Consider the following 21,744-nt stretch of genomic DNA (forward strand, 5'->3'; position numbering starts at 1 on the left):
TCCCTTCTCATCCCCCGCGTAAGCCGCGCAGGCGGCTTACTTGTGGCCACCAAAACAAAAAAGCCCGCTTGCGCGGGCTTTTTATGTTTTGGCGTCCCCAGGGGGATTCGAACCCCCGTACTCACCGTGAAAGGGTGATGTCCTAGGCCTCTAGACGATGGGGACAGTAATCTGTCCGTACTGGCCTTTACTGCTGCTTGCTACTACTTTATTACTGCTGATAAAAACAATAAAGGCCGCATTGGGCGGCCTTCTTGATTGTATCGAATACACTCAGTACCGAAAATCTGCGACCAATTTTTGCTCGCTTACCTGTCGATACCAAAAGAATTCTGGCGTCCCCAGGGGGATTCGAACCCCCGTACTCACCGTGAAAGGGTGATGTCCTAGGCCTCTAGACGATGGGGACAGTAATCTGTCCGTGCTACGTTTGCTGCCTTGCTACAAGTCCTGCTTCTGCTACCAATTTGCTGGTGGAGGTAAGCGGGATCGAACCGCTGACCTCTTGCATGCCATGCAAGCGCTCTCCCAGCTGAGCTATACCCCCGTTTGCAGAAGCGAGATTATAGCAAGCTTATTTAGCGCTTGTAAATCCCGATTTGCAGATTTATTGCAGATTTACACCAGATAAGGCTGCAAACGCGCTAACACTGTGTCGCGGCCGAACAATTCCAGCACCGCATCGATCGCGGGCGTCTGCAACTGGCCGGTCACCATCAGGCGCAAAGGCATCGCGAACTGCGGCATCTTCAACGTATGCGCGGCCAGCACTTCCTTGATCATCGGCGCCAGGCTTTCCTTGTTCCATTCGACCGTTGCGCAACGTCGTGCAAAATCAGCCAACGCCGGTTTGATCGCATCGGTGAAATGTTGCGCCAGCAACACGGCATCCGGCGCCGGCTTGCGATAGAACAGCATAGCGGCAACGCCAATTTCATTGACCGTGTGAGCGCGCTCTTTCAACAGGCCGATGACTTTCGCCAGATCCGGCGCAGCGCCGAAATCGGCACCATCCTGCTCCATCAGCGGTTTGACCATCGCCGCCAGCCGCTCGTTGTCAGCCAGCTTGATATAGTGGTTGTTGACCCATGCCAGTTTTTCCACGTTGAACTGCGCCGGCGATTTCGACAAGTGGTCCAGATTGAACCACTGGCAGAACTGCTCCATGCTGAAAATTTCTTCGTCGCCGTGGCTCCAGCCAAGGCGCGCCAGGTAATTCAGCATCGCTTCCGGCAGATACCCCTGCGCAGGATAATCCATCACGCTGACGGCGCCGTGACGCTTCGACAGCTTTTCGCCGTCGGCGCCGAGAATCATCGGTACGTGACCGTACAGCGGCAAGGTTGCTCCCAGCGCTTTCAGGATATTGATCTGGCGCGGCGTATTGTTGACGTGATCATCGCCACGGATGACGTGGGTGATCTGCATGTCCCAGTCGTCCACCACCACGCAGAAATTGTAGGTCGGCGTGCCGTCTGGACGCGCGATCACCAGGTCATCCATTTCCTTGTTGGAGATGGTGATATTGCCCTTGACCACATCGTCCCAGCTAACATCGCCGTCCAGCGGATTCTTGAAACGCACAACCGGCTTGCGGTCTGCAGGAACCGGCGGCAAAGTCTTGCCCGCCTCCGGACGCCATGTACCGTCGTAACGCGGCTTTTCACCGGCGGCACGCATGCGCTCGCGCATCGCTTCAACTTCTTCCGGCGACGAATAACAATGGTAAGCCGTGCCGTCCTTCAGCATTTGCGCGATCACTTCGCGATAGCGGTCCATGCGGCGCATCTGGTAGAACGGACCTTCGTCATGCTCCAGGCCCAGCCACTGCATGCCGTCGATAATCGCCTGCACCGCTTCCGGCGTCGAGCGCTCCAGATCGGTATCTTCGATGCGCAACACGAAAGTGCCGCCGAAATGGCGTGCGAAAGCCCAGGAAAACAGCGCAGTGCGGGCGCCGCCCAGATGCAGGTAACCGGTCGGGCTTGGCGCAAAGCGGGTGCGCACCTTGGTGCTCGGGGAAGTTGAAGCTGGAGTGCTAGCAGTCATGATAAATAAAAACGGCCTTGGCATGCCAAAGCCGTTATCAAGGAAAACCTCATTTTACCGCGTTGCAGCAGCGGATGGAACCGCTGGCCGCAATAGCGCCGCGTCTGTTTGAATGCTACTTGACCGTTACTTCAACGTTACTTCACCGTTACGTTGATGGTTTTGCTCAGTTCCGGCCCATAGGATTGATGTGCGCCGTTAGCGAACTGCATGGTCAGTTTATATTGGCCGGGCGGCAGCGTAACGCTGGTCTCGGTTTGCCCCTTGCCAAAATGCAAATGCTTGTCGTCTATCGGAATCGACTGGCCGGCTGGAATACTATCTTCGTTGATCAGCAAATGGTGATGGCCGGTATTCGGCGTCATGTCGCCGGCCGGCTTGACTTCCATGCCGCTGACGGCGAACTTGACGGTGAACGGGCTACTGACTACGGCGCCGTCTGCTGGTTCGACGAATGAAACCGAAGCGGCGTGGGCCATTTGCGGTAACAGGCTGGCGCTCATCAGAGCGGCGGAAAACAGCAGGGAAAAAATGCGTGATTTCATTGTCTTGTCCTTTATATGGAGGATAGATAATTGGATGCCTCGCTTGACCGGAAATGCCAGCGTCGAAGGCCAAACAATTTACTGAGTGCAATAATACAGCGATGCTGCCAGCTTCGCTTTCAGGAGAAAATTACCATGCAAGTTGCCCACGGCAATCTATTGACCAAGCTGCCATCCGACAGTTCAGCAGAAGTGTTCGAACTCCTGCATGAACGGGCTGGCCTGAAAATCGAAAGGATTGTTTCCAATGGCCAAGCCAGCCCGCCCGGATTCTGGTATGACAATCCGCAAGAGGAATGGGTGCTGCTGCTCAGCGGCAGCGCCGGCCTGACGATAGCAGACACGGCTGAAGAACACGTGATGCAGCCCGGCGCCTGGCTGCATATTCCGGCCCATTGCCGCCACCGCATCGAATGGACCGATGCAACGCAGCCCACCATCTGGCTGGCGGTGCATCATGAGGTTTCCAACGAGACTTAGTCGTTCTTGATCACAATGGTCGGGAATTTGCTGCTCATATCCTTGGCTTTTTCCGCCACCTTGATCGCCACTTTGCGTGCGATCTCTTTATAGATATGCGCCACCGGACCCTCAGGTTCCGCCACCACTGTCGGCGTGCCTGAATCGGTTTGCTGGCGGATCGACATGGTCAGCGGCAAAGCCCCCAGGAAATCGACGCCGTATTCGCCGCACATCCTGGCGCCGCCGCCTTCACCGAAAATCGCTTCGGCATGGCCGCAGTTGGAGCAGATGTGAGTGCTCATGTTTTCGACGATACCGAGAATCGGAATGCCTACCTTCTCAAACATCTTCAAGCCCTTGCGCGCATCCAGCAGCGCGATGTCTTGCGGCGTGGTGACGATCACGGCCCCGGTCACCGGCACTTTTTGCGACAACGTCAGCTGGATGTCGCCGGTACCTGGCGGCATATCGACGATCAGGTAATCCAGGTCGCGCCAGTTGGTTTGGTCCAGCAACTGCTGCAAGGCCTGGGTCACGATAGGGCCGCGCCATACCATCGGCTCGTCCGGATCGACCATGAAACCGATGCTCGAGACTTGCAGGCCGTGGTTTTCCAGCGGCTCCATGGTCTTGCCATCCTTAGTTTCCGGACGGCCGCTGATGCCCATCATCATCGGTTGCGAAGGACCGTAGATATCCGCATCCAGGATGCCGACCTGCGCGCCTTCCGCCGCCAATGCCAGCGCCAGGTTGACCGCCGTGGTCGATTTTCCGACGCCGCCCTTGCCGGACGCGACTGCAATAATGTTCTTGATGTTGGACATCAGCTTGATGCCGCGCTGCACCGCATGCGATTGTATTTTTGAATAGACGTTGGGGCTGACCCGGCCGACGCCAGCCAACGCGCCCACTGCGGCGGCGGCGGCATCGCCAATCAGGGCGAACTGGCTCTTGGCCGGATAGTCCAGTTCGACGTCAAACGCCACATTGGCGCCGTCCAACTGGATATTGCGGGCCGACTTGCTGCTGACCAGATCCTTGCCGGTATTCGGATCGATGACGCTGGATAACGCTGCCTTGACCGCTTCAATCGTGATGCTCATTACTTTTCCTCTATGCAGTTCTTTATAAGATGCGGCAAGTCTAAACCAAATCACCGGCTTTCCGCTGAAGCCAGGCAGATGCAGGGATTTCCGCCGGCCCCTAAATGCAGGTAATCCATCGGTACTAAAGCGAAAACCAGCCCGGCACTGCTAAAATCACTCTTTTATTCCAACCAGCAGCGCTTGACGTTGCAAATTCATTGCCAAATGAGCATTACTTTGACTTCAACTCCACGCCAGTTATTCGTTACTACCGCCCTGCCTTACGCCAACGCAGCGTTTCATATCGGCCACATCATGGAATATATCCAGGCCGACATCTGGGTACGGTTCCAGCGAATGCAGGGCCATGAAGTCAATTTCGTCGGCGCTGACGACGCCCATGGCGCGCCGATCATGATCGCCGCCGAGAAAGCCAACATCACGCCGCAGGAATTCGTGGCGCAGATTGCGGCCGGCCGCAAGCAATACCTGGACGGCTTCCACATCGCCTTCGACAACTGGCATTCGACCGACGGTCCGGAAAACCACGAACTGTCGCGCGACATCTATCGCAAGCTGAAAGCGGCGGGCTTCATCTCGACCAAGACCATCGAACAGTTCTACGACCCGGTCAAGAACATGTTCCTGCCGGACCGTTACATCAAGGGCGAATGCCCGAAATGCGGCGCCAAGGACCAGTACGGCGATTCCTGCGAAGTGTGCAGCTCGGTGTATGCCCCTACCGACCTCAAGAATCCGTACTCGACCCTGACAGGCGCGACGCCGGTAATGAAGTCGTCGGAACACTTTTTCTTCCGCCTGTCGGACCCGCAATGCGTGGAATTCCTGCGCGGCTGGGCGCTCGGCAGCGTCGACGGCAAGCCGCGCCTGCAATCGGAAGTCGCCAACAAGGCCAAGGAATGGCTGGAAAGCGACGGCGGCATGGGCGACTGGGATATCAGCCGCGATGCGCCCTACTTCGGCATTGAGATTCCCGATGAGCCGGGTAAGTATTTCTATGTCTGGCTGGACGCGCCGGTCGGCTACCTGGCTTCGCTGAAGAATTATTTCGGCAAGACTGGTCGCGACTACGACGCCTTCATGGCCGATCCAAAGACCGAGCAATACCATTTCATCGGCAAGGACATCACGTATTTCCATACGCTGTTCTGGCCGGCCATGCTGCATTTCTCGGGCCTCAAGGTTCCTAACAATGTTTTCGTGCATGGCTTCCTGACGGTATCCGGCGAAAAAATGTCGAAATCGCGCGGCACCGGCATCTCGCCGCTGCGCTACCTGGACTTGGGCATGAATCCGGAATGGATGCGTTATTACATCGCCGCCAAACTGAGCGCCAAGGTAGAAGATCTCGACTTCAATCCGGATGACTTCGTGGCGCGCGTGAACTCCGATTTGATCGGCAAGTACATCAACATCGCCAGCCGCGCCGCCGGCTTCATCGCCAAGAAATTCGACGGCAAGCTGAGTACCGCCTGGGCTACCGATAGCGATCCTTTCCTGGCCAGGCTGCGCGCAGCAGCGACCGATATCCAGGCGCTATACGATATCCGCGAATACGGCAAGGCCTTGCGCGCAGTGATGGAACAAGCCGATATCATCAACGCCTACGTCGACGCCAACAAGCCATGGGAACTGGCCAAGGATCCAAGCAAGGAAGCGCTGTTGCACGAAGTCTGTAGCCGCCTGCTGGAAGCGTTCCGTATCCTGACCTTGTATCTGAAACCGGTATTGCCGGCGCTGGCGACGCAAGTTGAAGCCTTCCTGCAAATCCAGCCGCTGGTGTGGGGAGATGTCGCCAAACCTCTGTCCGACGGCCACGTCATCAATGCTTATTCGCACCTGATGACACGGGTCGAGCCGAAGATGCTGGATGCCTTGTTCGATGCGCCGGAACCGGCAGCTGTTGTAGCGCAAGCCGCAGATGCCGCCGCCAGCGACATCGAGCCATTGGCCGCAGAAATCAAGATCGACGATTTCGTAAAAGTGGATTTGCGCATCGCCAAGATCGTCAACTGCGAACACGTCGACGGTTCCGACAAGCTGCTGCGCTTGACGCTGGACGTCGGCGAAGGCCGTCTGCGCAATGTATTTTCCGGCATCAAGTCGTCCTACCAGCCGGAAGAACTGGTCGGCAAGCTGACGGTGATGGTGGCCAACCTGGCGCCGCGCAAGATGAAGTTCGGTATCTCGGAAGGGATGGTATTGGCAGCCTCGGCTACCGATGGCACAACCAATCCAGGCATCTATGTCCTGACGCCATGGCCAGGCGCCGAGCCAGGCATGCGGGTCAGCTAAGGCCGGGAGATGAACCTGCAAGTGCGCGAAGCCAGCGCCGGTGATGCCGCACTGATCGCCGACCTGACGCGCGCCTGCTGGGCTGAGCGGGTTGCCGCCAGTTCCAGAGGCCATCGGGAACACACTGAGCAGGTGCAGCATGACCTGCAACGTGGCGGCGGCTTTATTTTGCTACTGGACAACGCCCCTGTCGGTTCAGTGCGCTGGCTGCCGTCCGATACTGAAACCGACGTCTGGGAAATCCTGCGCATGGGTGTGTTGCCCGCCCATCGCGGCCAGAGCCTGTCGCAGCATTTGATGGAAGCGGTGATTCATCGCGCCCATGGCGCCGACGTCAGTGAATTGAGACTGGCGGTTCGGGCAGATCAAACCAGAGTTGTCGATTTGTATGCTGTATTTGAATTCGAACTGGCGCCGGAACTGGAATACGCACGCGCCAACCCGCTCGAAGAACCGCCAATCGTGATGCGGCGCTGGCTAAAGCGTTAATTCCCGGTTAATGCCCGTACACCTGCGACACTGAAGTGCCGGTCACCAGGCCGCTGGTGATGTCCATGTGCACATTAAAGAAAGCCTGGCTGGCGTCGCTTTGGGTATAACGCCAGTCCCATACTTCCTCGTTCTTGCGCGTAAACTGCACTACGGTGCGCGGCCGGCCCAGCATCTGGCGCACTTCCTCCTTGCGCATGCCGACCTTGATACGCGCGAAATTCTCTTCCGTCAGCACTTGCTTGTAATCACTCAGCTTGCCATCCTTGTCGATAGTGAAAAACCAGGTGCGTGCGCCTGCCGGCCCCTTGGGGTATTCCAGGGTACGCTCTCCGCTTTCGTTTTCCCAGACCGTATCGGGCTGCCCCATGGCGTTACGTACGTCAACCTCGGACGATACGCCGCGGTTAAGTTTCTCCAAACCCGCCTCCTGTATGAATTTACCGTTCTGGTCGCAAGCCGCGACCAGAAACGGCGCGAACAATAGCAAAAAGTTACGCGCCCAAGATTTCATTCAATCTCCTCTATCCGATGATTGCGCCAGTATATCGCCATTTGGCGGCGACATACTTGTCATTCAGACATGCAACAATCCCTTGTCCCAACGCCGACAAACCGTTAAGACAGCCCGAAATAGCATAAAATAGCGCTTAATCCTAGCCACACCACACTTAATTAAAGCAACCATGAAATTCTCCAAGCAAATCTACGGCTATCAATCCGATATCACCAAGTTCGTTGAAGAACTCAAGGAAAAGAATCCAAAACTGGAAGAACAGCAACTCGCCGGACGAGCCCTGCTGTGGGACAAGACGCCGATTGACCTGGACAGCCAGCACCGCACCCAGGAATCGCGCGTCGACCAGCAACCTTACGTGTATCAGAACAATCACTAATCCAGTTCCGATTAGGTAAAGATCAGATGAGCCAGAATTCGTCGGATGCCGCCGAACTGACCTTGGAAGGCCAACCGGATTCGACGCCGAACGTAATCGACGGCGTCGCCTATGCGCGTCTGTACGGCGAACCGCTGTTCCGCATGCCAACCGATCTGTACATTCCGCCGGATGCGCTGGAAGTCTTCCTGGAAGCATTCGAAGGCCCGCTCGATCTGTTGCTCTACCTGATCCGCAAGCAGAATTTCAACATCCTCGACATCCCGATGGCGCAGGTTACCCTGCAATACTTGGAGTACGTCGACCAGATCCGCATCACCAACCTGGAACTGGCGGCAGAATACCTGCTGATGGCGGCCATGCTGATCGAGATCAAGTCGCGCATGCTGCTGCCGGTCCGCAAGACCGACAACGAAGAAGCCGAAGATCCGCGTGCCGAACTGGTGCGGCGTTTGCTGGAGTATGAGCAAATGAAGCTGGCCGCACGCGAGATCGACGCTCTGCCGCAACTCGGACGCGACTATGTCCGCACCCAGATCTATATCGAACAAAACACCGTTGTGCGCTGGCCGGACGTCAACCTGGACGATCTGCAAGCCGCCTGGGCCGACGTTATCAAGCGTGCCAAACTCACGGCCCATCACACCATCAGCCGCGAAGAACTGTCAGTGCGCGAGCACATGACCGGGATCTTGCGGCGCCTGCAATCGTCGCGCTTCGTCGAATTTGCCGAGCTGTTCGATCCTTCGCGCGGCGTGCCTGTGCTGGTGGTGAATTTCATCGCCATGCTGGAGCTAGCCAAGGAAACCCTGATTGAGATTACCCAGGCTGAACCGTTTGCGCCGATCTATGTGCGGCTGGCCTACTCGCCGACCTATGCACCAGCATAATTTTCCCAGTTTATTTGTGAATGGTTTTAGTGTCTGTTTGCTGAACACTGTCCGTTTTACAAAATTTTTTGCTCACCTCAACCTTCCTGCTTAGTCAGTTGGGGACGGAGTCGTCCGGATAGGATAATTCGCCACGCTACGGTGACTCTTAAAACCTACGCCGGCCACCTCTTCCCCACAATTAATAAATATGAAAATCATTTCCTCGATTGAAGAACTACGTGACCAGCTGCGCGGCCAATTGCGCACAGCATTCGTGCCAACCATGGGCAATCTGCATGAAGGCCACCTGTCGCTGATGCGCCTGGCGAAGAAGCACGGCGATCCGATCGTCGCCTCGATCTTCGTGAACCGCCTGCAGTTCGGTCCCAACGAGGATTTCGACAAATACCCGCGCACCTTCGCCGCCGACGTCGAAAAGCTGGAAAAAGAAGGCGTCTACGTCCTCTTCGCGCCAACCGAAAAAGACCTGTATCCGGAACCCCAAGAATTCCGCGTGCGGCCGCCAGACGATCTCGGCAATACGCTGGAAGGTGAATTCCGCCCGGGCTTTTTTACCGGCGTCACCACCGTGGTGCTAAAGCTGTTTTCCTGTGTCCAGCCACGCGTGGCAGTGTTCGGCAAGAAGGATTACCAGCAGCTGATGATCGTCCGCAACATGGCCAAGCAATTTGCCTTGCCGACTGAAATCATCGCTGCCGAAACCTGGCGCGCCGACGATGGCCTGGCGCTGTCGTCGCGCAATATGTATCTGTCGACAGAGGAACGTGCGGAAGCGCCGACCTTGTTCAAGACGCTGAACCAGGTCGCCGAAGAAGTACGCAGCGGTCATCTGGACATCACCGAACTTGAAAGAGAGGCGATGGCGCAACTCAGTGGCCGCGGCTGGCATCCCGACTACATCTCGATCCGTAAACGCAGCAATCTGCAAGCGCCGGCAGCCGGCGACCTGGCGCAAGGCGAAAAACTGGTAGTGCTGGCCGCCGCCAAGCTCGGCACCACGCGCCTGATCGACAATCTGGAAATATAAGAAACGCTATCCGGTGCGCAATTTCTTTTATGGCACAACATCGATGCTGGCAGCCGCAATGGTTCTAGGCGCGGCGAGCCTGACGACGCAGATCACAGCCGCTGCAGCCATCTCGGTGCAAGACGATGCGCAGCACACGATCACCCTGCAACAGCCGGCGCACCGGATCGTCAGCCTGGCGCCGCATGCAACCGAATTGCTGTTTGCAGCCGGCGCCGGTAGCTACCTGGTCGGTGTCAGCGATTACAGCGACTATCCTCCGGCAGCGCAAAAGATCCCTTCAGTCGGCAGCAGCGCTGCCGTGGATATCGAACGCATTGTCTCCCTCAAACCCGATCTGGTGGTGGCATGGAGCAGCGGCAATTCGGCCAGCCAGTTAGCCAGGCTGCGCGCTCTCGGTATTCCGGTATTTGAAAGCGAACCGCACAAACTGGAAGCAATCGCCTCGTCCTTGCTGCGGCTGGGGCGACTGGCGGGTACCGAAGACAGCGGCGCTGCAGCGGCCAAGGCATTCAACGCCAGACTGGCTCAACTGACCGCAACTTATCAGCAGCGGCCACCGGTCCGGGTGTTTTACCAGATCTGGCAAAAGCCGCTCATGACGCTCAACGGCAGCCATATGGTTTCCAGCGTGATTCGCTTGTGCGGCGGAGAAAACGTGTTCGGCCAGCTGCCGCAGCTGGCGCCGACGGTCAGCACCGAAGCGGTATTGACTGCCAATCCGGAAGTGATCTTCGCTGCCGATGGCGGCGACACCCCCGATACGGGTTGGCAGCGCTTTCCCAAACTGGCCGCTGTGGCAGATAACAACATCTTCAAGCTAACCTCGAACTGGATGAGCCGTCCCGGACCGCGTATATTGGACGGCGCTGCCGAGCTATGCCAGAAACTGGATCTGGCGCGTGGCCATCGCAGGTAATTTTCAACCCTGCTTGCCGACGCGTCTCTCATTTTTGTGGAGCGTCTGATGACACCCATCCTTGAACTTGAAAGCCCGCGGCTGCTGTTGCGACAATGGCGCGACGATGACTTGGCGGAACTCGCTGCAATGTGCGCCGATCCGCAAGTCATGCGCTACTTCCCCGCCGTATTGAGCTATCAGGAAAGCGCTGCGCTGCTCGGAAGGATGCATGACCATTTCGCCCGGCACGGTTTCGGCTTCTGGGCGCTGCAACGTAAAGACAACGATGAATTTATCGGCCTGACCGGGTTGCTGCAGGTGGGTTTCGATGCGCCTTTTACGCCGGCGGTAGAGATCGGCTGGCGTCTTGCGCGTCAGCATTGGGGTCAGGGATTTGCTAGGGAAGCGGCCTCGACGGCATTGGCTGCAGGTTTCCAGCAGCTGGGACTTGAACAGATTGTGTCATTTACCGCCGACACCAACCTGCCGTCGCAAAAAGTCATGCAGGCGATCGGTATGCAACGTGATTCCATCGACGATTTCCAGCATCCGAAACTAGCGGATGGCCATCCACTCAAGCCGCATATGCTTTACCGCATTACCAAAGCGCAGTGGGCCGCAAGGCAGGCTGGCATGATCTCAGGCTGATGCTGGCGCAGTATCGGCAACCGGCATGAACAAACGTCGCTTGCCGTTTTCCAGCACTTCAAACGGACAACCGAATGCGGCTTGCAGCAACTCCGGCTGCAGCACCCTGTCGACACGGCCCTGCCAGGTCTGGCCATCGCCGAGCAACAACACATGGCTGGCGTAACGCGCCACCAGGTTGATATCGTGGCAGGCGGCGATCACCGCCTTTTGCCGCGGCAGCTCATTTGACAACTTGTGCAACAACGCCATTACTACAATTTGCGCCGCCGCATCCTGATGCGCGGTCGGTTCGTCCAGCATCAGCAATGAGGGATCCTGCGTCAGCAAGGTCGCCAGCGCCACACGTTGCCGCTCACCGCCTGATAGCCGCAATACATCGTGCTCGCTGAACGCGGCCATGTTGACTTGCTGCAAAGCCTGCATGGCCTGCGCGCGGTCTTCTTCTCGATCCCAGCCGAAACCGAACTGATAGGGATGACGGCCGGCGATCACTGCCGCCAGCACGCTGCTGGAAAATGCATCGGCCTGTTGTTGCGCCAGCAAGCCGCGCAGGCGCGCCAGTTGCTGTGGCTTGATATCCTGGATATCGTCATTTCGTATTAATACACGACCGTTCGCAGGCCGGTTCAATCCCGCCAACGTATGCAACAAGGTGGTTTTACCGACGCCGTTACGGCCCAGTACGCACCAGAACTGCCCAGGCATGACATGCCAGTCCAGCTGGTGACACAAGATTCTGCGATCGATACTGACACTCAACCGTTCAGTGGAAAGCAGCGGAGCAGTGAATTCGCTCATGACCCGGTCCTCATGCGCGGCTGCGCGCTAGCAGCCACAAGAACACAGGAACGCCGACCAGGGCGGTAATCACACCCACCGGCAATTGCGTCGGCGCCACGACCGTACGGGCGGCGAGATCCGCCAGCGCCAGTGCGGCGCCGCCGGCCAGCACGCTGGCGGGCAACAAAATACGCTGGTCGTTGCCGACCAGCAGGCGGATAGCATGGGGCACCACCAGGCCGATAAAGCCGATCGTCCCGGCTACAGTAACCGCCGCTGCGGTAGCCAGTGAGGCCGCCGCCAACGTCATCCAGCGCAGCCGCAACACAGGCACGCCAAGCAGTTGCGCGAAACCTTCGCCGCGCGCCAGCAAATTCAACTGCTGCGCGTTAAAAACACTCCAAAGCAGGAGTAACGCCAATAACACGGCAGCCGGCAGCAACAGGCGGCCGTCTTCCAGATCGCCCATCAGCCAGAACAGCATGCCGCGCAGCTGCGCATCAGGCGCCAGGGTCAGCACCAGCGTCACTATCGCACCGAAGCCGGCGGCGATCATTACGCCAGTCAAGATCAAACGATGGCCGCTATGCTGAGCCACGCTGGGTAAGCGGCGCAAGGCCTGACGCGCCAGGCCGAACAGCAGCGACACCGCCAGCCCGGCTCCCAGCGCTGCCCCCAGGGCCGCGGCAGAATCGCCCGTAAAGCCGAAATGACTAGCTACCAGCAAGGCCGATAAAGCGCCGGCGGCAGAGCCGCCGGACAAACCGAGCACGTAGGGATCGGCCAGAGGATTGCGCAGCAACACCTGCATCAACGCTCCGGCCAAAGCCAGCAAACCGCCGACAATGAAGGCGGTAAGCGCACGCGGCAAACGTAAGGACAGGTAGATTTGATCCGCCACCAACGGCCGGCCGCAACCGCTGCTGCCACAGACAACTGCGAGCGACAACGCCAATCCCGCGACTGCCGTCAGGCAGCACAGGATGAGAATGGCGCGGCGCAATGTGGCGATGCTGGTCAATGGCGTGATCGATCCGTTATCCGTTAATGGGCTGGTCAAAATGGACGGGTCAATTATCTAACGATCTACTTATTGCTGCCAGCTGACGCCTGCAAATACACCGCGGGAAGGCTGGTTATAGCCGTAGGCGGTTTGATAATCGCGATTGAACAGGTTGTCGATACGGCCGAACAGCGAAACTTGCTTGGTCAATTGGTAGCGCGCATTGGCATTGGTCAGCCAGTACGGCGCCAGTTGCGGATTGCCGGGAATATCGGTACGACTGTCGGTGTACTGCACATCCGTACCGATACGCCAGGCGCCGAAGCTCTTGGAAGCGCCGACGGAACCAAGGGTCTTGGCGCGCCGCACCAGGGTTTGGCCGGTCGACTCGTCTTTCGGATTCTGCAAAGTCAGGCTGGCGCGCCAGTCGATTTCAGCCAATGTAGCGCTGGCGCTCAGCTCCAGACCCTGGTTCTTTGCGCGCGCAATATTAATCGCACGGAAGGACACAGGATCGTAGCCAAACTGGTCGCGGGTGCGGGTATCGAACAAGGTGGCGCGCAACAAGGTCGCGCCGGCCGCGTATTGCACACCCAGTTCGTAAGACTTCGAACGCTCAGCCTTGAGATTAGTGTTGCCATACAGCGGGTCAAACAACTGTACCGGCGTCGGCGCATTGAAAGCGGTCGACGCATTGGCGATCAGCTTGACGCTGTCGGTCAACGCGTAGCCGTAGCCGAGGTAGCCGGTATTGTCCGAACCGGAACCGCCGACATCGTCATGCCGCACGTTGACTTGCAATTGATTCGCGCCGATTTTACCGAGTGCGCCGGCGTACACGCTGGAAGTCGAACGTGAATAGCTATTGCTGGAGTTACCGTAGCTGCTGTTGGAATCGACATCCGCCTTTTCACGGCCTGCATCGACGCCAGCGGTGGCTGTCCACATCGGCGACAAGCGCAATTCATTGGCCCATTGCAACAGGTTTTGCGTACTCTTATAGCCGTTGCTGCTGTTGCCGAACGGGGTCAGATCATCGTAGTTGTCGCGGTTGACGTTTTGCGAGAAAGTCAGCGTCGAGGTCCAGTCCTGTGTGAAGCGATTCTTGGAGAACACGGCGACCGACTGGCTCTTGGAATGGCCGCGGTTCTGATCGGCAGGCGTGCCGTAGGCATCGTCGAATGTGTACTTGGCGTCGTTGGCATAAATGCGCGCGCCAATTTCGTTACCCTTGCTCCATTCTTGCGAGACAGATCCCGAAACGCTGGTATTGCCGTCGCCATTGCGATCCGGGTTGACGTTCGGGTTTTGCAGCGGATTCTGCGCCGAAAAGCCGTCGGTCTTGAAACGCGTTAACGCCAGGGCATAGCGCGTGTCGCCACTCTTACCGCTGACGCCAACATCGCCTTGATAAGTGCCGCGCGAACCAGCTTCAACCGAGGCGCTGAAGGCAGCTGGGCCCTCGCCGCGCTTGGTAAAGATTTGCACTACGCCGCCAATGGCGCCGGAACCGTAAATCGCCGAGACGTTGCCACGGACGATTTCGATATGGTCGATCTGCTCTGGCAGGATATTTTCAAGCGCCGGTAAGCCGTAAGATGCTTGGCGGCGAATCGGCACGCCGTCGATCATGACCAGGGTTTCCGAGGTATTGGCGCCGCGCATGAACAGCGATGCCTGCTGGCCTGGGCCGCCGACACGGGTAATCTGGATACCGGCTTCGCGCGCCAGCAACGCCGGCAGGTCAGGCGCTTGCGAATTGCGGATGTCTTCGGCGCTGATCACGGTGGTGTGCGGCAGTGCATCGGTTTGCGGTTGCTCGACGCGGGCGGCGGTAACGACTACCGGCACCAGGTTCTGGTCCTGGGCGGTTTGTGCAAAAGCGGAGCCGAAGCTGCAAGAAAGAATCGCCGAAGCCAGCGCGAGCGGCTTCAAGGTCGCGCCGGAGCGACGTGAGAAAGATAAGGTCATGTACAGGTAAGATAAGAGTCCCCGGCCTGCTTCCCCGCAAGCCCGGTTGCAACAGTCGTAAGGAACCGGCGCATAGGCGCCCGCTCCTTACTCCCCCTGATCTGGCCGGTATCCGGGCTAACAAGCCGGAGCGCATAACCTTCCCATGCAGGCTTGCTGCACAGTGGCTCGAGATGCGTTCTGTCGCTCGACACATCCATGAAGGATGGAACCGGCGACGCTTGTTTTACCGTTGCGGGGGCAGCACACGTTGGCTGGCAGTTTTAATTTGCCCAGCGCCGTGTTTCCCGTTTAACTGCGGACATGGACATGTCCGCGTGCACCAAAACCCCGCCATTGTAAGGCCGGCGCAGGTTGGCGGCAATTGCCGCGGCTTAAAGTGTGGTTAATATGTAGTTCAGTTCGGCGCAGTCAAGTTCGCGTTGCCCCGGTACAGGGCGGCCACCATGTCGGACTGGGTCACCATGCCCACCAGGCGATTTTCATCATCTACGATAGGGATATGGTGAATCCCGGAATCGGACAAAGGCTGCACCAGTTCCACTATGTGCGTGGACCAGGCAGCACTTTTCACCGCGACGGTCATGATCTGGCCGACAACTTCTGGCTTATCCGAATGAGTCCCTGTGGTGCGCCTCAAAAACTGCTTCAATCTCTGCTCGAAGCCGGTATATACCTGCAAATCCACCTGCCGCATGAAATCGGTCTGGGTCACGATGCCGATCAGGCGCCGGGCAGAATTGATCACCGGCAGCGCCTTGATCCGATGTTTTAGCAACAAAGCCCAGGCATCTTCCAGCGATGTGCCATAGTCGACACTGACGATATCGCGCGACATGATGTCGGCGCAGGTGATCGCCCCAAAGCGGCGCTGATATGCGTGCATTTCAGTTTGCAGGATCAGACTTTCAAGATCGTCGCGGCTGACGTCGAGCACCTGGTTATATTGTTGCAGCACATAATCCAGGTCTTCCTGGGTGAAACCAACCCGGACGCCGCTCGGCTGGTCCTTGGTGTGGTGCAGTTTGGCGGGATCCTGGTGTGCGCTATGCGGATAGCGGCGCTTGGTGGCATTGTTGAACAGCAGCGCCACCAGCAGCAGCAAAAACGAATTCAGCAGCACCGGTATCAAGACGAAATGAAAACCCATGCCGGTAATCGCCGGTCCGCCCAGCACCGCAGTCAGGGCCACCGCTCCGCTCGGCGGATGCAGGCAGCGCAAGGCGAACATGACACCGATCGCGGCGGACACTGCAAACGCAGGCGCCAATAAAGGATCGTGGATCCAGCGTGCGCAGGCGACGCCGATCACTGCGGCCACCAGATTGCCGCCGATGATGGACCAAGGCTGCGCCAGCGGACTGGCGGGCACGCCAAACAACAACACGGCTGAAGCGCCCATCGGCGCAATCAGCAAAGGCAAGGGAGCGCCCGCCCCCAGAACCCAATGACTCACCAGCCCCGTCAGCAAAATCCCCAGCAAAGCACCGCAACAGGCGCGCAGGCGCTCGGTAGCATTGACCACTACCGGGCCGGGAATAAAACCGCGCAACCACAAACCCAACTGATTCATCTTCTTTCGCTTTCAATCTTCTCTAAAATGACCTAGCCGCCGTATGCATAGGCAAACTTGTTATTCACAATCCGTCCCATCACGCGTGAGCGCTGGTCCAGTCCCACATGATCCTTGGAATTCATGTTGACCACGCCTTGCGGAATCGTCAGGTCATGCGTATTTTCCAGCGCAGTGCGCAGCGCCGCACGAAATTGCGGGCTGCCGGGCCGCCCGGATTTGAGCGCTTGCGGCACGGCATTTGCAATCAGCATGTAAGCTCCCCACGCATCGGCGGCAAACTGGGTCATGGTGTCGACGCCATAGGCGGCTTCATAGCGCCGGGTGAACTCCAGCGCGGTCGTCCTGACCGGATTGGAGAGCGGCAGCTGCTTGGCGACCACCGCCGGCCCAGTCGGGAAGAACGTGCCTTCGACATCCTTGCCGCCGACTTTCAGGAAGTCTGCGGTGGCGATGCCGTGCGTCTGGTAAATCCGCCCCTTGTAACCTCGCTCTACCAAAGTCCTCTGCGGCAGCACCGCCGGCGTCGCCGAGCCGGCGATCAGCACTGCGTCCGGCTGCGCCGACATGATCTTGAGAATCTGCCCGGTGACGCTGGTGTCATTGCGGTTATAGCGTTCGCTGGCGACGATCTTGATTTTGCGCAGCTCGGCCAGATGCGAGAACTCACGCCACCAGCTATCACCGTAGGCATCGGCAAAGCCGATGAAGCCGACCGTCTTGATGCCGTTGTCGGCCATGTGCTGGGTCAGGATGGTGGCCATGTGCGAATCGTTTTGCGGCAGCTTGAATACCCATGCGCGCTTGGCGTCTTGCGGTTCGACAATCGACGCCGACGCCGCCAGCGCCACCATCGGCGTGCCTGCCTCGGCCACCACATCAACCAAGGCCAGCGCCGCCGGCGTGGTGTTGGGGCCGACGATCAAATCGACCTTTTCTTCGCTGATCAGCTTGCGTACATTGCGCACAGCGTTGGCCGGATCGGAAGCGTCATCCAAGATGATGTATTCAACCTTCTTCCCTGCGATCTCTTTCGGCCACAGCAGGATGGCGTTTTTTGTGGGTGCGCCAATTGCCGCAGCCGGACCAGTCACGGCGATATCTACGCCAATCTTGATTTGCGCCAGCGCAGGATGGACAAAGGCGGCGGCCAGGACCCCGAAGAGAAAGAAACTGCGGCGCATGATTTTATTCATCGGATAGCGATCCTGGTGGCGGCGACAATGAAATGCAGGTGCATTTCCACAAGGACAGAATTCTACTGGAATGTATCCGGTCGCACCCTGCGGCCCACCTCTTGATTTCGCCATAACGTCGATCTTAATCATTAACATCGAGCCAATCATTGACCAAAAGCAAGAACCGACATGTTTGCACTGGCATCAAGCCGCATTGAAACAAGCCTTGATTTTTCCAATAATTCATATGATGATATGGTCACATTACGATAAAAATACGCATGCGGAAGAGACAACATGTTCAACAAACTGAATGCCAACCGGACATCCCTGAGCGATACCGTCGCCCAGGAGCTGCTGAAAAAGATACAAACCGGCGAATTCGGTCCCGGCGCCAAGCTACCGACCGAACCGGTGCTTTCCGAGCAATTCGGCGTCAGTCGCACTGTGGTGCGCGAAGCTATTTCCCGCCTGAAGAATGAAGGCGCAGTCGAACCGCGCCAAGGCAGCGGCGTATATGTCAGCGAACAAGGCCATCTGCGGCCGTTGCGGATCCAGTTCGACCAGGCCTCGTCGTCCGATGCCGTATTGCAGATCGTCGAACTGCGCCGCGCCATCGATGCCGAAGTAGCGGCGCTGGCGGCCACCCGCCGCACCCCGCGCCAGTTGAAAGCCATCGAAACCGCGCTGAAAGGAATCGAAGCCGACGTCAACACCGGCGGCGACGGCGTGCTGGCCGACGTGATGTTCCATCGCAGCATCGCCGAAGCGACTGGCAATCCCTTCCTGCTGCAAACCCTGGCCTTTCTCAGCCAGTATTTGGAAGCGGCCACCGCCGTCACCCGCAGCAATGAAGCAAGGCGCGACGACTTCATGCGCCAGGTGTATGAAGAACATGCCGCCATCGCATCCGCCATCGCCGCCGGCGACCCGCTGGGTGCGCGCAACGCCGCGCAAAACCATATGTTCAACGCAGCGCGTCGCCTTGCCCAAGGTGCAGCGGACGCCAAAGCATCGCAAAAAGCAAAAACCAAAAGCGCTTCAAAAACTCGCTAATCAGGATCACGACATGACTATCAACGTAGGTGTAATCGGCCTTGGCGCCATGGGCTTGGGCGTCGCCCGTTCTTTGTTGCGCGCCGGTTTGCGCACCTATGCATGCGATGTGCGCACTGAAGTGCTGCAGCAGTTTGCCAGCGAAGGCGGCATCGTTTGCAACACGCCTGCCGAACTCGGCGCGCAATGCGATGTAGTAATTACCGTCGTAGTCAACGCCGCGCAAACCGAACAGGTGCTGTTCGGCGAACAAGGCGCAGCGGCAAAAATGCGACCCGGCAGCCTCGTCATCGCCAGCGCTACAGTAGCGCCGGAGTACGCAATCAAACTGGGCGAACGGCTGGCGGCGCAGCAGTTGCATCTGCTCGATGCGCCGCTCTCCGGCGGCGCAGCGCGGGCCGCTTCAGGCGAGATGACCATGATGACTTCCGGCCCCGCCGCCGCTTACGACAAGGGTGAGGCGGTTTTGACGGCGATCGCCGGCAAGGTATATCGGCTGGGCGACACCCATGGCGTCGGCTCCAAGGTCAAGATTATCAACCAGTTGCTGGCCGGCGTGCATATTGCCGCCGCAGCGGAAGCCATGGCGCTCGGGCTGCGTGAAGGCGTCGACGCCGATGCCTTGTATGAGGTCATCACCAACAGCGCGGGTAATTCCTGGATGTTCGAGAACCGCGTGCCGCATATCCTGAAAGCCGATTACACGCCGTTGTCGGCGGTGGATATTTTCGTCAAGGACCTGGGACTGGTGCTCGATACCGCACGCGCCAGCAAATTCCCGTTGCCGCTTTCCGCTGCTGCGCATCAGATGTTCATGATGGCGTCGACTGCAGGTCATGGCGCCGAGGACGACTCTGCCGTGATCAAGATTTTCCCTGGCATCCAGTTGCCAACCAAGCTGCCGGCAGCGCAGGAGTAAAGCATGCCGATACAAGATACCCCCCTGCTGGGCTGCATCGCCGATGACTTTACCGGCGCCACCGACCTGGCCAACATGCTGGTGCGCGAAGGCATGCGTACCGTGCAGACCATCGGTGTGCCTGACGTTGCGCCGCAAGATGTCGACGCCATCGTGGTGGCGCTCAAATCGCGCACGGTTCCTGCCGATGAAGCTGTAGCGGAATCACTCGCTGCATTGCGTTGGCTACAGCAGCAAGGCTGCCGCCAGTTCTTCTTCAAATACTGTTCCACCTTCGATTCCACCGCGAAGGGCAATATCGGCCCGGTTACCGATGCCTTGCTGCATGCGCTGGGTAGCGATTTTACGATTGCCTGCCCGGTCTTTCCTGAAACCGGTCGGACTTTGTATCGCGGCCACTTGTTTATCCAGAATCAGTTGTTGAGTGAATCGGGGATGCAAAATCATCCGCTGACGCCTATGACCGATCCTAACCTGGTGCGCGTACTGCAACAGCAAACCCCGTCTAAAGTCGGCCTGATTGGCTATCCCGTGGTGTCGCAAGGAACCGGCAAGATCCATTCGGAGATGGCTGCATTGCGCCAGCAAGGCGTGCGAATGGCGATCGTAGATGCCTTGGAAAATCAGGATCTCTACGCGATTGGCGCTGCCTGCGCAGACCTGCCGCTGGTCACCGGCGGCTCAGGTATAGCGCTGGGCTTGCCTGGCAATTTCGTCCGCTCCGGCTTGCTGAATCCGCACAATACCAAGGCCGCAGAACTACCTGCAGTAGACGGCCTGTCTATCGTCCTGGCAGGCAGCGCATCGAAGGCTACCAACACGCAGGTCAGCACATGGCTGGAAAGCCGCCCGGGATTCTGCATCGATCCCCTGGCGCTGGCGCGTGGCGAGCCAGTGGTGGCGCAAGCCTTGGCATTCACCGGCCGGCACCTGCAGCAACAACCTGTCTTGATCTACGCCACCACCACGCCGGAACAGGTCAAGCAGGTGCAGGCCGAACTGGGCATCGAACGCGCCGGTTTGCTGATCGAACAGGCGCTGGCAGATATAGCCGCAGCATTGCTGGTGCAAGGCGTACGGCGCTTCGTGATTGCCGGCGGCGAGACTTCCGGCGCAGTGGTCAAGGCGCTCGGCGTACACGCGCTACGTATCGGCGCGCAAATCGATCCAGGCGTGCCGGCGACAGCGTCTACCGGCGCAAGGCCATTGGCACTGGCGCTCAAATCCGGCAATTTCGGCAGTACAGATTTCTTTGAAAAGGCGCTGCGTCATCTTGGCGAAACACGTCTATGAACACATCACTCAAAGAGCAGGCTCTGCGCGAGGAAATATGCGAAATCGGCGCCAGCCTGTACCAACGCAGTTACACGGTCGGCACGGCCGGCAACATCAGCGCCCGGCTGGATGATGGCTGGCTGATCACGCCGACCGACGCCTGTCTCGGCCGGCTGGCTCCGGCACAAATCGCCAAGGTTGATGCAAGCGGAAAATGGGTCAGCGGCGACAAACCGTCGAAGACACTGGCGCTGCATCGCGCAGTCTATGACAACAATCCACAAATGCAGGCAGTGGTGCATACCCATTCGACGCATCTGGTGGCGCTAACGTTGGCCGGCGTCTGGCATGACCAGGATGTGCTGCCTCCGATCACGCCGTATCAGGTAATGAAAGTGGGACACATTCCCCTGATTCCATATTGCCGCCCCGGCGATCCGCAAGTGGCGGACCAGGTCAGGCTGCTGGCCACCTCGGTCCGCGGCGTGTTGCTGGAACGGCTCGGTCCGGTGATGTGGCATGAGAGCGTTTCGCAGGCGGCGTTTGCGCTGGAAGAACTGGAAGAAACCGCGAAGCTGTGGATGATGTTGAAGGACAAGCCGGAGCCGCTTAGCGCGGCGGCCCTGGATGAGCTGTATCGGGTATTTGGCGCACGCTGGTAAGTTTCAACGAATA

At 58.3% G+C, this 21,744-nt stretch carries 21 protein-coding genes, 3 tRNA genes and 1 riboswitch; of the genes, 12 read left to right on the top strand and 12 right to left on the bottom strand.

Annotated features, from left to right (window positions below):
• Positions 1–89: 89 nt before the first annotated feature.
• From LT85_RS19805 to LT85_RS19825, 5 genes are all read right to left on the bottom strand, one after another.
• Positions 90–165, bottom strand: a tRNA-Glu gene (locus tag LT85_RS19805).
• Between the two features lie 168 nt (positions 166–333).
• Positions 334–409: transfer RNA gene (locus LT85_RS19810), tRNA-Glu, on the bottom strand.
• Positions 410–471: 62 nt separating this feature from the next.
• Positions 472–547 (bottom strand) — tRNA-Ala (locus LT85_RS19815).
• Positions 548–618: 71 nt separating this feature from the next.
• Positions 619–2,049: a glutamate--tRNA ligase gene (gltX, locus tag LT85_RS19820; protein WP_038492358.1), complete on the bottom strand. Its 1,431-nt coding sequence runs from the start codon at positions 2,047–2,049 to the stop codon at positions 619–621.
• Between the two features lie 137 nt (positions 2,050–2,186).
• Entirely contained in the window at positions 2,187–2,594 is a 408-nt protein-coding gene (locus tag LT85_RS19825) for a DUF4399 domain-containing protein (RefSeq protein ID WP_052135338.1), read from the bottom strand.
• A 135-nt stretch (positions 2,595–2,729) separates the two neighbouring features.
• Between LT85_RS19825 and LT85_RS19830 the strand changes: the two genes are divergently transcribed.
• Positions 2,730–3,074, top strand: coding sequence for a cupin domain-containing protein (locus tag LT85_RS19830; protein WP_038492361.1), 345 nt, complete (start codon positions 2,730–2,732; stop codon positions 3,072–3,074).
• On the opposite strand, the gene apbC is transcribed toward LT85_RS19830, so the two are convergent.
• Entirely contained in the window at positions 3,071–4,159 is a 1,089-nt protein-coding gene (gene apbC, locus LT85_RS19835) for an iron-sulfur cluster carrier protein ApbC (protein ID WP_038492364.1), read from the bottom strand. The two genes, LT85_RS19830 and apbC, sit on opposite strands and share 4 nt — an antisense overlap.
• Positions 4,160–4,366: 207 nt before the next feature.
• Here apbC and metG point away from each other — a divergent pair, with 207 nt between their 5' ends.
• Complete coding sequence (gene metG, locus LT85_RS19840) at positions 4,367–6,457, top strand: methionine--tRNA ligase (protein WP_081992572.1); 2,091 nt, start codon at positions 4,367–4,369, stop codon at positions 6,455–6,457.
• Positions 6,458–6,466: 9 nt separating this feature from the next.
• A complete protein-coding gene (locus tag LT85_RS19845) occupies positions 6,467–6,946 on the top strand; it encodes a GNAT family N-acetyltransferase (protein ID WP_038492367.1) in 480 nt (159 codons plus the stop codon).
• Positions 6,947–6,953: 7 nt separating this feature from the next.
• On the opposite strand, the gene bamE is transcribed toward LT85_RS19845, so the two are convergent.
• A complete protein-coding gene (bamE, locus tag LT85_RS19850) occupies positions 6,954–7,460 on the bottom strand; it encodes an outer membrane protein assembly factor BamE domain-containing protein (protein ID WP_038492369.1) in 507 nt (168 codons plus the stop codon).
• A 172-nt stretch (positions 7,461–7,632) separates the two neighbouring features.
• Here bamE and LT85_RS19855 point away from each other — a divergent pair, with 172 nt between their 5' ends.
• The 5 genes from LT85_RS19855 to LT85_RS19875 all read left to right on the top strand — a co-directional run bounded on the left by LT85_RS19855 (position 7,633) and on the right by LT85_RS19875 (position 11,311).
• Entirely contained in the window at positions 7,633–7,842 is a 210-nt protein-coding gene (locus tag LT85_RS19855; protein WP_038492372.1) for a DUF3460 family protein, read from the top strand.
• A gap of 26 nt (positions 7,843–7,868) precedes the next feature.
• Positions 7,869–8,732 (top strand): segregation and condensation protein A, encoded by an 864-nt coding sequence (locus LT85_RS19860; protein ID WP_038492375.1) that lies wholly within the window; start codon positions 7,869–7,871, stop codon positions 8,730–8,732.
• A gap of 190 nt (positions 8,733–8,922) precedes the next feature.
• Positions 8,923–9,762 carry a pantoate--beta-alanine ligase gene (gene panC, locus LT85_RS19865; protein WP_038492377.1) on the top strand — a complete coding sequence of 280 codons (840 nt, stop codon included), beginning with the start codon at positions 8,923–8,925 and terminating at the stop codon, positions 9,760–9,762.
• Between the two features lie 43 nt (positions 9,763–9,805).
• A complete protein-coding gene (locus LT85_RS19870) occupies positions 9,806–10,681 on the top strand; it encodes a cobalamin-binding protein (protein WP_038496908.1) in 876 nt (291 codons plus the stop codon).
• Positions 10,682–10,729: 48 nt separating this feature from the next.
• Positions 10,730–11,311 (top strand): GNAT family N-acetyltransferase, encoded by a 582-nt coding sequence (locus LT85_RS19875; protein WP_038492380.1) that lies wholly within the window; start codon positions 10,730–10,732, stop codon positions 11,309–11,311.
• Here the strand turns inward: LT85_RS19875 and LT85_RS19880 are convergent.
• The 5 genes from LT85_RS19880 to LT85_RS19900 all read right to left on the bottom strand — a co-directional run bounded on the left by LT85_RS19880 (position 11,303) and on the right by LT85_RS19900 (position 17,837).
• Complete coding sequence (locus tag LT85_RS19880; protein ID WP_038492383.1) at positions 11,303–12,112, bottom strand: ABC transporter ATP-binding protein; 810 nt, start codon at positions 12,110–12,112, stop codon at positions 11,303–11,305. The two genes, LT85_RS19875 and LT85_RS19880, sit on opposite strands and share 9 nt — an antisense overlap.
• Before the next feature lie 10 nt (positions 12,113–12,122).
• The gene (locus LT85_RS19885) at positions 12,123–13,097 is read right to left on the bottom strand and encodes a FecCD family ABC transporter permease (protein WP_172657049.1); all 975 of its coding nucleotides are present in this window, start codon (positions 13,095–13,097) and stop codon (positions 12,123–12,125) included.
• Between the two features lie 87 nt (positions 13,098–13,184).
• A complete protein-coding gene (locus tag LT85_RS19890) occupies positions 13,185–15,068 on the bottom strand; it encodes a TonB-dependent receptor plug domain-containing protein (protein ID WP_038492386.1) in 1,884 nt (627 codons plus the stop codon).
• An 86-nt stretch (positions 15,069–15,154) separates the two neighbouring features.
• Positions 15,155–15,410: riboswitch (cobalamin riboswitch) on the bottom strand.
• Between the two features lie 55 nt (positions 15,411–15,465).
• The gene (locus tag LT85_RS19895; RefSeq protein WP_038492389.1) at positions 15,466–16,641 is read right to left on the bottom strand and encodes an HPP family protein; all 1,176 of its coding nucleotides are present in this window, start codon (positions 16,639–16,641) and stop codon (positions 15,466–15,468) included.
• 32 nt (positions 16,642–16,673) lie between these two features.
• Positions 16,674–17,837, bottom strand: a complete 1,164-nt coding sequence (locus tag LT85_RS19900; RefSeq protein WP_052135339.1) for an ABC transporter substrate-binding protein — start codon at positions 17,835–17,837, stop codon at positions 16,674–16,676.
• Between the two features lie 279 nt (positions 17,838–18,116).
• On the opposite strand from LT85_RS19900, the gene LT85_RS19905 reads away from it, so the two are divergent.
• From LT85_RS19905 to otnC, 4 genes are read left to right on the top strand one after another with little or no spacing between them, the layout of a single operon-like run.
• Positions 18,117–18,875: a FadR/GntR family transcriptional regulator gene (locus tag LT85_RS19905; protein WP_038492392.1), complete on the top strand. Its 759-nt coding sequence runs from the start codon at positions 18,117–18,119 to the stop codon at positions 18,873–18,875.
• Positions 18,876–18,888: 13 nt separating this feature from the next.
• Complete coding sequence (ltnD, locus tag LT85_RS19910) at positions 18,889–19,794, top strand: L-threonate dehydrogenase (RefSeq protein WP_038492395.1); 906 nt, start codon at positions 18,889–18,891, stop codon at positions 19,792–19,794.
• A gap of 3 nt (positions 19,795–19,797) precedes the next feature.
• Positions 19,798–21,087 carry a 3-oxo-tetronate kinase gene (otnK, locus tag LT85_RS19915; RefSeq protein WP_038492397.1) on the top strand — a complete coding sequence of 430 codons (1,290 nt, stop codon included), beginning with the start codon at positions 19,798–19,800 and terminating at the stop codon, positions 21,085–21,087.
• Positions 21,084–21,731 carry a 3-oxo-tetronate 4-phosphate decarboxylase gene (gene otnC, locus LT85_RS19920; protein WP_038492400.1) on the top strand — a complete coding sequence of 216 codons (648 nt, stop codon included), beginning with the start codon at positions 21,084–21,086 and terminating at the stop codon, positions 21,729–21,731. The genes otnK and otnC overlap by 4 nt, the downstream gene beginning before the upstream one ends.
• Positions 21,732–21,744: the final 13 nt, after the last annotated feature.

The organism is Collimonas arenae, assembly GCF_000786695.1.
Taxonomy (GTDB): domain Bacteria; phylum Pseudomonadota; class Gammaproteobacteria; order Burkholderiales; family Burkholderiaceae_D; genus Collimonas; species Collimonas arenae_A.

Coding starts and splice junctions, on each gene's coding strand:
- gltX (WP_038492358.1), bottom strand. CDS start 2,049: ATGACTGCTAGCACTCCAGCTTCAACTTCCCCGAGCACCAAGGTGCGC.
- LT85_RS19825 (WP_052135338.1), bottom strand. CDS start 2,594: ATGAAATCACGCATTTTTTCCCTGCTGTTTTCCGCCGCTCTGATGAGC.
- LT85_RS19830 (WP_038492361.1), top strand. CDS start 2,730: ATGCAAGTTGCCCACGGCAATCTATTGACCAAGCTGCCATCCGACAGT.
- apbC (WP_038492364.1), bottom strand. CDS start 4,159: ATGAGCATCACGATTGAAGCGGTCAAGGCAGCGTTATCCAGCGTCATC.
- metG (WP_081992572.1), top strand. CDS start 4,367: ATGAGCATTACTTTGACTTCAACTCCACGCCAGTTATTCGTTACTACC.
- LT85_RS19845 (WP_038492367.1), top strand. CDS start 6,467: ATGAACCTGCAAGTGCGCGAAGCCAGCGCCGGTGATGCCGCACTGATC.
- bamE (WP_038492369.1), bottom strand. CDS start 7,460: ATGAAATCTTGGGCGCGTAACTTTTTGCTATTGTTCGCGCCGTTTCTG.
- LT85_RS19855 (WP_038492372.1), top strand. CDS start 7,633: ATGAAATTCTCCAAGCAAATCTACGGCTATCAATCCGATATCACCAAG.
- LT85_RS19860 (WP_038492375.1), top strand. CDS start 7,869: ATGAGCCAGAATTCGTCGGATGCCGCCGAACTGACCTTGGAAGGCCAA.
- panC (WP_038492377.1), top strand. CDS start 8,923: ATGAAAATCATTTCCTCGATTGAAGAACTACGTGACCAGCTGCGCGGC.
- LT85_RS19870 (WP_038496908.1), top strand. CDS start 9,806: ATGCTGGCAGCCGCAATGGTTCTAGGCGCGGCGAGCCTGACGACGCAG.
- LT85_RS19875 (WP_038492380.1), top strand. CDS start 10,730: ATGACACCCATCCTTGAACTTGAAAGCCCGCGGCTGCTGTTGCGACAA.
- LT85_RS19880 (WP_038492383.1), bottom strand. CDS start 12,112: ATGAGCGAATTCACTGCTCCGCTGCTTTCCACTGAACGGTTGAGTGTC.
- LT85_RS19890 (WP_038492386.1), bottom strand. CDS start 15,068: ATGACCTTATCTTTCTCACGTCGCTCCGGCGCGACCTTGAAGCCGCTC.
- LT85_RS19895 (WP_038492389.1), bottom strand. CDS start 16,641: ATGAATCAGTTGGGTTTGTGGTTGCGCGGTTTTATTCCCGGCCCGGTA.
- LT85_RS19900 (WP_052135339.1), bottom strand. CDS start 17,837: ATGAATAAAATCATGCGCCGCAGTTTCTTTCTCTTCGGGGTCCTGGCC.
- LT85_RS19905 (WP_038492392.1), top strand. CDS start 18,117: ATGTTCAACAAACTGAATGCCAACCGGACATCCCTGAGCGATACCGTC.
- ltnD (WP_038492395.1), top strand. CDS start 18,889: ATGACTATCAACGTAGGTGTAATCGGCCTTGGCGCCATGGGCTTGGGC.
- otnK (WP_038492397.1), top strand. CDS start 19,798: ATGCCGATACAAGATACCCCCCTGCTGGGCTGCATCGCCGATGACTTT.
- otnC (WP_038492400.1), top strand. CDS start 21,084: ATGAACACATCACTCAAAGAGCAGGCTCTGCGCGAGGAAATATGCGAA.